This window comes from Agarivorans sp. DSG3-1 (assembly GCF_046774965.1).
In the GTDB taxonomy this organism is placed as follows: Bacteria; Pseudomonadota; Gammaproteobacteria; order Enterobacterales; family Celerinatantimonadaceae; genus Agarivorans.
Map to the genome: position 1 here is coordinate 1547248 of NZ_CP177241.1, position 12996 is coordinate 1560243.

General features: G+C 45.8%; 9 protein-coding genes and 1 pseudogene. 5 read left to right on the forward strand and 5 right to left on the reverse strand.

Going from position 1 to position 12996, the window contains the following annotated elements:
• The first annotated feature begins 51 nt into the window (after window positions 1-51).
• A complete protein-coding gene (locus tag ACLD71_RS07255; RefSeq protein ID WP_411993857.1) occupies window positions 52-1548 on the forward strand; it encodes an aldehyde dehydrogenase in 1497 nt (498 codons plus the stop codon).
• Window positions 1549-1556: 8 nt separating this feature from the next.
• On the opposite strand, the gene ACLD71_RS07260 is transcribed toward ACLD71_RS07255, so the two are convergent.
• Window positions 1557-1748: a hypothetical protein gene (locus tag ACLD71_RS07260; protein ID WP_137672386.1), complete on the reverse strand. Its 192-nt coding sequence runs from the start codon at window positions 1746-1748 to the stop codon at window positions 1557-1559.
• Window positions 1749-2239: 491 nt separating this feature from the next.
• Here ACLD71_RS07260 and ACLD71_RS07265 point away from each other — a divergent pair, with 491 nt between their 5' ends.
• Window positions 2240-3784, forward strand: a complete 1545-nt coding sequence (locus ACLD71_RS07265; RefSeq protein ID WP_411993859.1) for a P-loop ATPase, Sll1717 family — start codon at window positions 2240-2242, stop codon at window positions 3782-3784.
• Between the two features lie 299 nt (window positions 3785-4083).
• Here the strand turns inward: ACLD71_RS07265 and ACLD71_RS07270 are convergent, their stop codons facing one another.
• A complete protein-coding gene (locus ACLD71_RS07270; RefSeq protein WP_411993861.1) occupies window positions 4084-5121 on the reverse strand; it encodes a transposase in 1038 nt (345 codons plus the stop codon).
• The gene (locus ACLD71_RS07275; RefSeq protein ID WP_411993863.1) at window positions 5118-6014 is read right to left on the reverse strand and encodes a site-specific integrase; all 897 of its coding nucleotides are present in this window, start codon (window positions 6012-6014) and stop codon (window positions 5118-5120) included. Before ACLD71_RS07275 ends, ACLD71_RS07270 begins: the two co-directional genes overlap by 4 nt.
• 162 nt (window positions 6015-6176) lie before the next feature.
• Here ACLD71_RS07275 and ACLD71_RS07280 point away from each other — a divergent pair.
• Window positions 6177-6329 (forward strand): annotated as a pseudogene (locus tag ACLD71_RS07280) (transposase); the annotation flags it as partial.
• A gap of 43 nt (window positions 6330-6372) precedes the next feature.
• On the opposite strand, the gene speB reads toward ACLD71_RS07280, so the two are convergent.
• Window positions 6373-7293: an agmatinase gene (gene speB, locus ACLD71_RS07285; RefSeq protein WP_411993864.1), complete on the reverse strand. Its 921-nt coding sequence runs from the start codon at window positions 7291-7293 to the stop codon at window positions 6373-6375.
• A 200-nt stretch (window positions 7294-7493) separates the two neighbouring features.
• On the opposite strand from speB, the gene ACLD71_RS07290 reads away from it, so the two are divergent.
• Together ACLD71_RS07290 and ACLD71_RS07295 are read left to right on the forward strand one after the other, a co-directional pair.
• Window positions 7494-8630 (forward strand): efflux RND transporter periplasmic adaptor subunit, encoded by a 1137-nt coding sequence (locus ACLD71_RS07290; RefSeq protein WP_411993866.1) that lies wholly within the window; start codon window positions 7494-7496, stop codon window positions 8628-8630.
• Window positions 8627-11713, forward strand: a complete 3087-nt coding sequence (locus tag ACLD71_RS07295) for an efflux RND transporter permease subunit (RefSeq protein ID WP_411993868.1) — start codon at window positions 8627-8629, stop codon at window positions 11711-11713. Before ACLD71_RS07290 ends, ACLD71_RS07295 begins: the two co-directional genes overlap by 4 nt.
• Window positions 11714-11763: 50 nt before the next feature.
• On the opposite strand, the gene ACLD71_RS07300 is transcribed toward ACLD71_RS07295, so the two are convergent.
• A protein-coding gene (locus ACLD71_RS07300; protein WP_411993870.1) for an IS3 family transposase occupies window positions 11764-12968 on the reverse strand; the annotation gives its coding sequence in 2 pieces (ribosomal slippage) (window positions 11764-12581 and window positions 12581-12968; 1206 coding nt in all).
• Window positions 12969-12996: the final 28 nt, after the last annotated feature.

Genomic DNA, 12996 nt, shown 5'->3' on the forward strand with positions numbered 1-12996 from the left:
GTAGCTTTGTTAAATATAACGTAACGAGTGGCGGCATAAACCGGAGGGAACATGGTTCAGCATAACTTACAATATTGGCAACAACAGGCACTAGATTTAGACTTCCCAAAACAAGCATTTATTAACGGTGAATTTGTTGATGCTGTGTCAGGTAAAACCTTTACCAGTATTAATCCGGCCACTGGTGAAATTTTAGCAGAGCTGGCGGAATGTGACGCTGCAGATGTTGAATTAGCCGTGCAAGCTGCTCGCAATGCCTACCAAAGTGGGGTGTGGTCAAACCTTGCCCCCGCAGAACGTAAACAAGTATTGCAGGCGTTTGCACAGCTAATAGAGCAGCACCAAGCGCAACTCGCCTTATTAGAAAGCTTAGACATGGGCAAGCCAATTGGTGATGCCCTGTCTTACGACGCGCCCGCCACCGCACGTTGTATCGCCTGGAATGGAGAGGCAATAGACAAGGTCTATGACGAAGTCGCTCCTGTCACTGGCGATGCCCTGGCCTTAGTCACGCGTGAAGCCTTAGGGGTGGTGGCTGCTATTGTACCGTGGAACTTCCCACTGGTGATGGCTTCATGGAAAATTGGCCCCGCTCTCGCCACCGGTAACTCGGTCATTTTAAAACCTTCAGAAAAGTCCCCCTTAAGCGCACTGTATTTAGCCAAATTAGCCAAACAAGCAGGTATACCAAACGGCGTATTCAATGTATTGCCAGGTTACGGTCACACTGCAGGGCAAGCCCTAGCGCTGCACATGGACGTAGATTGCATCACCTTTACTGGCTCCACTGCGGTAGGTAAAAAGCTGGTGGAGTTTTCTGGTCAATCAAACCTTAAGCGCGCATTTATGGAATGTGGCGGTAAAAGCCCCAACCTAGTGTGTGCCGACGTTGCCGATTTAGACAAAGCGGCCGCCACTGCAGTAGCCGCAATTTTTTATAACCAAGGTGAAGTATGTACCGCAGGCTCGCGCTTAATTGTGCATCGCAGTGTGCATCAAGCCTTAGTAGAAAAAATGTTGGCCTTAGTGGAGCAGTGGCAGCCGGGCAATCCTTTAGATCCCAATACCAGCATGGGGGCAATGGTTGATGAAGGCCAAATGCAACGGGTACTCGGCTTTATAGAGGCGGCTAAAGCACAAGGAGCCAAGTTGCTATGTGGTGGTCAGCAAACACGTAAAGAAAGCGGTGGTTTTTATATTCAACCGACTATTTTTGACGACGTTGATGCCAATTTAGACATTGTAAAACAGGAGGTGTTTGGCCCCGTGTTAGTGATTCAAGTGTTTGATGAACTAGAGCAGGGAATCGCCTTAGCCAACGATACCGATTACGGCTTAGCTGCAGGGGTGTGGACTGCCGACATTAACACCGCAGTGCGCACTTCACGTGCTATACGAGCAGGAACAGTATTTGTAAACAATTGGGATGGTGGCGATATGACCATGCCATTTGGTGGCTTTAAACAATCGGGTAATGGCCGAGACAAATCGCTGCACGCACTCGAAAAATACACCGAACTTAAATCAACCTGGATAGACTTAAGTTAGTGACAAGGCTATTTGCCCGATTCGTGAGTGTCGGGCGTTTCAATAAAGTGGTCCAAGATAAACTGCTGGTCGAGAGGGTTTAAATCAAATCGAAACGCAACTTCGTTGAGAGAACGAGCATCATGACAATGATGCTCGCCAATGTACTTAACCGCTCGAATCAAATCAGTTCCCTTGGGCAGCAAGTAACAATCGCTCATCGCTAGCCCTCCATACATGGGTACCTAAAGTATAGTTGCCCCCACCTAAACTGAGGTGTATTCGCCCGTATTCGCCAAGCTTTTGTGCAAATTTGTTAAGGCGAGCAATGCTTGCGTTTTATCTTATTGAAATTGGCTCGTCGACCTTAAGCAAGTATTGACTGACACAAAGGGGATAAGCTCACTATTTGGGTAAAAAGGGGCAATGTTAGCGCCCTCGATTCTTTGTCTATTTCTTGATATTTACTGTTTTTTCACGCAGCCTTTTTGAGATTCCTCCTTTCCACAAACACTTGCATCCTTTCGTGCTGAGTTTTTTGTTATTTCTTGTCTTAGGTGGCTGATGATGCGAAGGAAAAGTGATAATCTGGATTTCAATAAATGCGTGATAAGAGGAAAATTTCCTTGTTTAAACAAGGAATTTTTCTTCTTAATAAACTGTTAAGTAACCTTGATATATCACAGTATGATCCGTAATTATAAGGAAAGTAATGCAAAGTTTAATTAATAAGAAATTCACTTTATCAGATATTTCAGTAGGTAGTGCATCAGGTGAAAATGAAGCAGATTTTCTTGAGAATTTTGCTGATTATTTTTATGACTATGAAGATATTTCCAGAAAAGTTATGGAAAAAAATGTATTTTTTTTGATAGGAAGGAAAGGAACAGGTAAAAGTTTACTTGCAAAGTACATTGAGAATAAATTTAGCGACAAGGAAAAATATTTCAATTATTTTACTAGTATAGGGTCATTTAGAAATTTCAAGTATCAACAGTTAATGGAATATAAAGATGAAGAGTTTTCAGACAAAGAATACTTTTTTGTTTGGAAGTGGTGCCTTTTAATTAATATCTCATACCAGTTAGTATTAGATCAGTCTTGTACTGATACCGAGTCACTTGATTCTCTGAAATACTTTCTGCAATCAAATTTTGGGCTAAATTTAAGACAGAAAAAAGTATTCGATAAATCCAAGAATATAAAGTGGACGCTAGGTTCATCAAAAGTAGCTCAAGTTTCTGGCAGCCAAGAGTCAGAAATTGAGGTTGGTTCATATTTAGACTATTTAGAAGATCTAGAAGACGTAATTATATCTTTGGGCTCTTCAACAGACTCAAATTTCACTATATTTTTTGATGATTTAGATGATGGTTTTGAAGATACGGAAGTCTACGGGAAAGGTATTTGTAGCCTGATGTATGCCGTAGATGAATTGAACAGAACTTTTTTCCGGGCTGGGTTTAAGGCAAAGTTCGTCCTGCTGATGCGTTCAGATATTTTCAGCATTTTAAATAGCTCAGATCTTAACAAATTCCAAATGGATAATTCTTTAATTTTGAATTGGAGACCTGAAGAAAGGGAAAACTCACCTTTGTTTCAAATGCTTATCCACAGAGTTGTTACGGCTTTGAAATTGAACGGGAAAATAGATAAAGAAGACTACAACAGTGTTTTTCATGAAATATTTGAGCATAGTGTCGAAAATAAGCCTACAGCGCTTTGGCTAATTGATAAAACATTTTGTCGCCCTAGGGACTTAATACAGTTAATTAAAATTGTTGGCGAAGATAACCCTAATTTAAATATGTATAGGTCTTTTGCTCTTGTCAAAACCAAGGGGCTGTATTCTAAATATTTATATGGTGATGTTAGGAACGAAATGAAAGGTCATCAGAGTCATGAGTTTGTAGAAAACTCATTGTCCTTATTAAAAGGTATTGGTAAGGGATATACAGTGACCCTTGATAAAATTAAGAAAAAAAAGCCACACCTTTTTGATAATGAAAAGGGTGAAGAAAATGTTAAAGAAATGCTTTCATTTTTATATAGATTTAGTGTAATTGGTAATATTTACCATAACTCTACTGATGATAGCCAAGTTGCATTTCATTCATGGAGCCACAGAGAAGACCAATCAGAACCAGATTTTGACGCGCCATTTTCAATACATCAAGGTATTAGACTTGCCCTTAAAGTTGAAAGTAAAGAAGAGAATGCTGCTACATGGGCAGCTCTTCAGAACGGGAAAAATTAAGATATAAAATATACACAGATAACTAGCGCGAATAGGTTACTTAACAAATAAGAATAGGTGTCGCGCAGCCGACACCTTATTCGGGTGTTGAACAAGCCCGATGCTTCCTTTTATAGTAAATAACGGTGTTGATGTAGGCAGGGCCAAGGCCTTGTTAGTTTTCGCAAGGCGAGTTTGGCTAAGACAGGGGGAATGGTGCTAAGCCTTTACCTGTCATACGTGGTGCTAAGCTGTTATTTTTGTGTGTTTTTATCCTCGTGTTAAGCCCTGCCATTATCCTTATTTTGTTCGCCTTTCGGCTAGCTCGTTCGGCTAACGCCGGTGCAATGCATGGGGTGTTGGCAGCAAGGGCATGGCCGAGTTGCTTGGTTGTTGGTTTGGAGCGCGGCGAGGTTAACGCATTGAGGCACTCGCAGTAGTAACTGAATGCGCCGCAATACCTGTTTAGCGTTACCCCGTAAAAACCCATAATCTCTCACCCGCTGTAAGCCCTTGGGTAATACATGCTGCAAGATAAGCCTTAAGAACGTTATGGTTGGCAGGGTTCTAATTTTGCTGGTGTGGCTTTGGCTATCTTGATACCTAAAACTCACTTGGCCGTTATGGGTGCTGATGATGTCGCTATCGGGTAAGACCCCGCGATATAAGTAGCGCGAGAGGTATTTAAGCGCGGGCAGCCCAAAGCCAACGCTGCGACAATCTACCACCCACTTAGCGGGTATCGCCTTGGGTAGGGATAGCGCCTTGTGGTGGTTAATCGCATCCAGCATTCTCGCTCGCCATACCTTGGCCAGCGCAAAGGCGTTAAATAGGTATTTTTTATTGCCCTTATGCCACTGCTGCTTAGCGCAGTGATAGCGCCCACCGGCCACCAGAACATGTAAATGAGGGTGCAGATTGCGCTGGCGGCTATGGGTATGTAATACCGCGGTAAAGCCTAATTCGCCCTTGTTTTGGCGCTTAGCAAAGTCCTTTAACAGCTTTGATGCCACCTTGAACATGGTGTGGTATAAGGCTTTGGGGTGCATGCGGGCTAAAGCCCGTAGCTCATAAGGCAGAGTAAAGGTCACCATAAAGTAAGTTGTGGGTAGCAGCTTATGTTGTTGGCGAGTTAACCAGCCCGTGGTGCAATGATGTTGACACTGCGGGCAATGGCGATGGCCGCAAGAGAGTGCCAATTGGTCATGATGAGGGCACTGCCTACACTGCCAATGGCAGTGACCTTGTTGCTCGGTTTTACAGCGCAGCATGGCATACATTGCCCGTTTAGCGTCTGCCCCTAAAAGCGGCGCAAGCTCAGTGTCATGTTGTTGGAGTAGTTCAATAAAGGTGCTCATTGTTTACGCTCTGCGGCCCACATTAAGGTGAGCTTATCGGTGAGGCTATTCACCGCCCTTACTGCATCCAATTGCTTCACGTGGGTCAACTGGGTATAGCGCGCGGTGGTGTTTAAACTGGCGTGCCCCAGCAAGTGTTGCAAGGAGCGTAAATCCAAGCCTTGCTCAAGCAGATGGGTGGCATAACAATGGCGCAGCGAGTGAGGACTAATGGGTTTATGAATACCGCAATCGCACAATACCCGCTTCAAGGCTTTTTGTATGCCGCCTTTATCCATAGGCACTTGTACCTGTTTGCCTTGGCGCGGAAATAACAAACGCGCATGCCGATGGCTTTGCCAGTGGGCACGTAAAACCAGAAGGGTGCGATGCGGCATGGGCACTAAGCGGTCTTTACCGCCTTTAGCATCACGCACATGGACGTGCATGGCCTGACTGTCAATATCATGAATGCTTAGCTGTAAGCCCTCGCTCAAGCGCAGCCCCATGGAATACAACACCAAGAAGAAGACTTGATGGCGGGGTTGTTGAGTCATGCTAATCACTAAGCCTACTTGCGCAGGGCTTAAGATATCGGGTAAGCGTTTCACTTGAGGGGGTTTTACAATGTTTAACCACTGCCATTGTTTATCGAGGGTGTAACGATAAAAGAACTGCAAGCCATTGCGGTCTAGCTTCACGGTGCTCCAAGAATGAGAACTGATGAGCTGAGCAAAATAGGCCTTTAAATCAGCGGTGCTTAAGGTATCAGGGCAGCGGTCAAAGTGGGCCGAAATACGACGTACCGCACGTGAATACGCATCAATGGTAGCGGGGCGTTTCCCTTGTAAGGTTAAATTGGTAAGGTGTTGTTGATAAAGAGCATTAAATCGTTGCTGTTGCTTGGCGTCCATGGTTTACTCCTGTTATTCACCATCGGGCGATGGCGTTACTAAGAGTATGGTTGGCTTGTGCTTCACTCTGCCGCAGAGCGGCTTCGTTCAACAAGGGTTTTCAAGGCGGACTGTAGTTGATCCGATTCAGTAGACACTTCACTCAAACAAGATGAGGTGTTTATGCCAGCTTATAAAAAAGGTAAAAAAACTCAGCAATACACAACTGAATTCAAAGCAACCGCCGTTAAATTAACCCACTTGGCAGGTGCTACAGTTAAAGGAGTTGCAGAGTCACTCGACATTCATCCGTTCATGTTATCTCGGTGGCGGAAGCCAAAGTCCCTTTTCATACCTTAATCTATTTTTCAATAGCGAATTATCGATGTTTAACAGCCCACAAGTGCAGTAGCTCAACCGCAATGGTTGCGGCCGCGAGTGCCGTTACTTCGCTGTTATCGTAAGCGGGTGCCACCTCTACAACGTCCATTCCGACAATGTTTACGCCTTGCAAGCCACGCAGGATTTGTAGGATTCGGTTAGTGCTTAATCCGCCACCGACAGGTGTGCCGGTGCCCGGTGCATAAGCGGGGTCTAAGCAGTCAATGTCAAAACTAAGGTATAAGGGTTTGTCACCGATGCGTTGGCGAATTTGCTGAACAATTTGCTCAATGCTTAAGTTATTGGCTTGGTCGGCATTAATCACTTCAAAGGGATGATTGGCTTTCTCGTAATCGGTTCTAATGCCTAGTTGTAGGGAACAAGCGGGATCGATTAATCCCTCTTTGGGCGCGTGATAAAACATGGTGCCATGGTCGTAACGGCTACCTGCGCTGTAGGTGTCGGTGTGAGCGTCGAAGTGCAGCAACGCCATTTTACCGTAGTGTTTGGCATGGGCACGTAACAACGGCAGGGTAACAAAATGGTCACCGCCCAAGCTCAGCATGGTTTTGCCCGCTTTAAGTAAGCTGGTGGCATAGTCTTCTACTCGCTGAGTAAACTGGGCTTGCTCGCCACAATCAAATACTAAATCGCCTGCGTCCACTAAACTGATACGCTCTAACAACTTAAAATCCCAAGGCCAACGTGTCTCTTCCCAGGCTAAATTTACTGATGCTCGGCGCACCGCATCTGGCCCTAAGCGGGCACCAGAGCGGCCAGTGGTGGCTAAATCAAAAGGGAGGCCGGTAATCACCACATCAGCCGAGCTAAGCGCAGGGCGATGATCTAAGGTTTGGCGTAAAAAAGTATTCGCATTTGAATATAGAGAATAGTCTGGGTGATCCGCCAAGGTACTCATAAAAACATCCGTTGTTATAAAATAATTAACAATTTATTTTGTAGTAGGCTGATTATAAGCGCAAGTGTTTTGTATTTTGCTACATTGAACGGTTTTTTATATGAATCTTTTTGTGAATAGAATGCGCAAACACTAGACACTAATGAGCACACTTCCTACACTGAGTAGAGCTTTTACCACTAAGTCACACGGACGTTAATATGCATAGGTCGTTATTTTCATTCACCTTTTTGTTTGCCTCTCTTTTTGTAGGAGCGGTGTTAGTGAATGCTTCTTCTAATTTGGCCCATGCCGACGATTCTAACAGCCTTGCGAATGAGCCTATTAATATTGCACAAGTGAAAGCTTTTGTGCCGGTTCGTAGCGACAATTATGCCGTTGAACGGCAGTTTGTAGGGCAAGTAATTGCTAAGCAACGTGCTGACATTGGCTTTGAACTTGCGGGTAAAATCTCTAACATTTATGTAGATGAAGGTGAAAGGGTTGAGCAAGGCGCTATTCTAATGCAGCTTGATACCGAGCTACTCGAGATTGAGTACATTGACCTTCAAGCACAGCTACAACAGCTTGCCGCCGATGCCTCTTTGGTTAAAGCGAACTTGAAACGGGTAAAGTCGCTGAATGATGACGGCTATGCCTCGGCGCAAAATGTTGATGAACTGGTCGCGCAGCAAAAATCCTTGTGGGCCAATAAAGCCCGTATTGATGCTTCTATTAAAGCTAACCGCACCCGTATTGAAAAATCTACCTTGGTCGCGCCGTACAGCGGCATTATCGATCGCCGTACTGTATCTGAGGGGGCAGTAGTGGGGGCGTCTCAACCGGTACTAACGGTACTGCAAAAAGGCGCGAATGAGGTAAAAGTAGGGGTGCCGGTGCGTTTGTTAGAACAAGTTGATATGGTGAAACCTAAGTCGGTTACTGTGGCTAAGCGCCACTACGCCGTAGACTTGGTGGCTGCTGGTGGCCAAGTTGATCCGGTTACTCGCACTGTTCAATTACGCTTTGCCTTGCCTGACAACGATAATTTAGTGAGTGGCCAACTGGCTTACTTAAATGTGGTAGAAACGGTAGAAGAGCCAGGTTACTGGATTCCCGTGACCGCCATTACCGACGGCATTAGAGGCTTGTGGAATGTGTACGCCATTGTGGCGCAAAGTGATGGGAATTTTAAACTAGAACGGCGTGATGTAAGCGTTCGTTATGCTACCGAAGACCAAGCCTTTGTGCGTGGTGCCTTGCAAGCGGGCGAAGCCATAGTAGCGACTGGCATGCACCGTTACGTGCCGGGGCAAACCGTTAATCCGAGCGGGGCCTTGGAAGAGGCAAGCCAATGATAGGCGCTCTTTTTAACAATGGGCGCTTAATTGCCCTGTTAATCACGCTAATTATTGTGGCGGGAATGGGCGCGGTAAGCACCCTGCCGCGCAGCGAAGACCCTAAAATTACCAGCCGTTTTGCCAGTATTGTTACTCAGTACCCTGGCGCTTCCGCCGAGCGCGTAGAGGCCTTGGTGACCGAGCTTATCGAAAACAAAATTCGTAAACTTCCCGAGATTAAGCGAGTGCAGTCGTCGTCTCGCCCTGGCTTTTCGGTACTTCAAGTTGAATTAAAAGACGCCGTAATTGATGTTGTACCGGTTTGGGCAAGGGTGCGAGATTTGGTGGGCGAATTGCCGCCACTGTTACCTGATGGCTCCTCTGAACCGGTCGTTGATGATGACCGAGGTTATGCCTTTACCAGCTTAATAGCACTGCGCTGGACGGGGCCGGGCGACACCGACTTAGCCATTTTGGGCCGTTATGCCAAAGAGCTACAAAACCGTTTACGTAACGTGTCGGGTACTGACTTTGTAGATTTGCAGGGGCAGGGTGAAGAAGAAATTCTGGTTGAGATTGAGCCCTATCAAGCTGGAGCCATGGGCCTTACCACTGATCAAGTATCGCAAATTATTGCAGGGGCCGATGCCAAAGTATCTGCAGGTGAACTCACTAACGAAAACACCCGCATGCAGTTGGAGCTTGAGGGCGAACTCAACTCTTTAGAACGGATTAAAAACATCCCGGTTAGCAGTGCCGAAAATGGCTATGTTTACCGTTTAGGTGATTTGGCCACCGTGACCCGCCAGCTAAAATCTCCGCCAGAACAAATTGCCGTGGTTGAGCGTGATTACGCGATTGTGGTGGGTGTGCGGATGTTGGCCGAATACCGAGTGGATCAGTGGAGTGCTCGAGTTAATCAAACCCTTGATGAATTTAGAAGCATTTTACCCACCAATGTAAGCGCCGACATTATCTTTGAGCAAGACGGTTATACCGCTAAACGCCTTGGCGAACTGGTGGTAAATGTACTGATTGGTTTTGCCATTATTGTGGTAGTGCTGTTGCTTACTTTGGGGTGGCGCTCAGCCTTAATTGTGGGCTTGTCTTTACCTTTAACGGTAATGTTCACGCTGGCGTGTATGAAGTTTTATGGTCTGCCGATCCACCAAATGTCGGTAACTGGCTTGGTGGTGGCTTTGGGGATTATGGTTGATAACGCCATTGTTATGGCCGATACCATTGCTCAAAAACGTCAGCAGGGTAAGAGCGGTTTGCAGTCGGTGAAAGAGTCGCTAAGCCACCTTTGGTTACCCCTGTTAGGCTCAACCTTAACTACTATTTTGGCCTTCTTGCCAATTGTTTTAATGCCTGGGCCGGCTGGCGAGTTTGTTGGCGGTATTGCCTTAAGTGTTATTTTCTCGCTGATTGGTTCTTACTTTATCTCGCATACCCTAGTGGCCACCTTCTCTGGTCACTTTTTACCTTCGCAACAAACCGCGGATCATTGGTATGAGAAAGGCATCCAGTTTCCTGCCCTCAGTCGTGGTTTTCAGGCTGTTTTGCATGCTAGTTTACGCTACCCTAAAATTGCTATTTTATTGGTTACGGCCTTGCCATTATTTGGCTTTTACAGTGCTGGCAGTTTAACCGAGCAGTTCTTCCCGCCGTCTGACCGTGACATGTTCCAAATTGAAGTGTACATGGCGCCGCAGTCGAGCATTTACGCTACCGAGCGTTTAACCGAGGAGCTCACCGAGCATCTTTACGCAAAACAAGGCATTAAGTCGGTGAGTTGGTTTGTTGGTAACAATGCTCCTTCATTTTATTACAACTTAATGCTGCGCCAGCAAGGGGCAAAAAACTACGCCCAAGCGATGATTACCACCGACGATTTTCGCGCCGCCAACCGATTGATTCCAAACCTGCAGGCCGAGTTTGATTTGCTCTATCCTCAGGCGCAAATTCTGGTAAGAAAACTTGAGCAGGGCCCTCCGTTTAATGCGCCTATTGAGCTACGCGTTTATGGGCCAAATTTGGATCAGCTTAAAGAGCTTGGTGACGAATACCGACGCATACTCTCAGAAATCCCGTATGTTACTCATACCCGCGCCACCTTGTTAGCGGGTACGCCCAAGGTGTGGCTAAAGGTAAATGAAGAGGCCTCTCGTTTAAGCGGTGTCGCGCTTACTCAAATTGCAGGGCAGTTGCAGGCGAACTTGCAAGGCCGAATTAACGGTAGCGTATTAGAAGCCAGCGAGTCTTTGCCGGTGCGTATTCGTTTAGCCGATGACCAGCGTCAGCAATTGGAGAACTTGGGTGACATTACCCTCACCAGTGAAATTGCCGGCAATATTCCTTTGGCCTCTTTAGCAGAACTAGAGATTAGGCCAAGTCGCGGCGAAATACCGCGGCGTAATGGTCGGCGAGTAAACGTGGTAGAAGGTTATTTGCGTACAGATATTTTACCTGACCAAGTGCTAGAGGTATTTAGTCAGCGTTTAGAAGAAGAGAACGTTCCTTTGCCTGCTGGTTACTCGATTGAGTTTGGTGGCGAAGGAGCCGAGCGTAACGAAGCCGTTGGCAACTTACTCGCCAGTGTGGGGATTATTGCAGTACTGCTGGTCACCGTGGTGGTGGTGTCGTTTAACTCCTTCCGCTTGAGCTTTCTAATTATGATTACCGCCATTCAAGCAGCGGGTTTGGGTTTGCTAAGTGTTTATTTAGGCAGTTTCCCCTTTGGTTTTACCGTGATTATTGGTTTGTTAGGTTTGGTGGGTTTGGCGATTAACGCGGCCATTGTGATTGTGGCCGAGCTGAAATCCGATCCCAAAGCCTGTGCTGGTGAAGCAGAAGCAATTTGTTTTGGAGTGCTAAGCTGTACTCGTCATATTAGCTCTACCACTATTACTACCGTGGGTGGCTTTTTACCCCTGATATTAGAAGGTGGCGGTTTTTGGCCTCCGTTTGCGGTGGCCATTGCTGGCGGCACGGTATTAACCACGATGTTGTCGTTCTTCTTTGTGCCGGTGGTGTTCTCTTTGATCGCAAAAGGTAAGCGTAAAATTCCATCGGTGGGCGAACCCACAGTGGCTCACTAAATTGCTATAAATAAAGTGACCCGTCCTGATATGGGTTGACACTTGATTGACTAAAACGCTCGATGCACTTCATCGGGCGTTTTGTATTTTAGTGCTTCGTGAGGCCTATATTCATTGTAGAGCTTAACCGATTCATCGACCATTTTTCGTGCCTCATTTAAGTTTGTAGGTTTATTCAGCAAGTACTCCATCTTTAGTATTCCATTTATTCTCTCCGCAAGGGCGTTCTGATAACAGTCATAACCGTCTGTCATCGAACAAGATACATCGTGCTGACGGTGTATCGCCTGATATTCATTGGAGCAATACTGAACACCTCGGTCCGAATGATGAACAAGCTCCCCTATAGACCTTCGTTCCTTCAACGCATTTAAGAATGCTTGTTTGACCGTGTAAGCTTTCATATCCTTACCTAGGTGATATCCCACTATTTTTCTTGAGTAAGCATCCGTCACTAGACTGAGGTACGCTTCACCGCTACGCGTCGCCAAGTAAGTGATGTCAGCCACCCATAACTGCTCTGGTTTATCGGGTATTAGGCCTTCTTTTATGCGGTTAGGATGGCAGTAAAAACGATGATTGCTATTTGTAGTTCGATGGTAAGCCCTTCGATTATGAACTAATAATCGATTCATTCTTAGTAAAGAGAATAAGCGGTCTCGGCCAATATCGATAGCATTCTGGGCAAGTAGGTACTTGAGCTTACGAGCCCCGATACGAGGGTGCATCATTCTTTGTACTTTCACAAAGTTGAGCACTGACTCATCTTTTTGTATTTGGTGAGCCTGGGCAATACCGCGCTTGTAAAAAGCTTGCCGTGTAATACCCATGAAGTGACAGGCTTTCGTTACAGTTAACTTTCGGACCGCTTTTTCCTTAATAACTCGGCCTTGCGCTTCTTTGAGAGCCGAACTCCGAAGTCTCTATCCATGACTTTTACCACCGCTTCAAAGAAATCAGCTTTCATCTGAGAGTCTTCTAGCTGCTTCTCTAGCTCTTTAATGCGTTGCTCTGGGGTTTGAGGCGAAGAAGAATTTGACATAGCAGTACCTACCATTCTCGTATGCTCTATTCCTTTAGACCAATCTAGTCGACCATGTTTGCGAAGCCAAACTAAAACGGTAGAGCGACCTTGGATCCCATAACGGTCCTGAGCTTGTCGATAAGACATTTCGCCTTTTTCAACTTGGTCTACCACTGCCAATTTAAAGGCAAGAGAATAATTTCGTTGGGTACGTTTACTGGTTGTTTTCATGACACTCTCCAATTTCATGTTGGATATG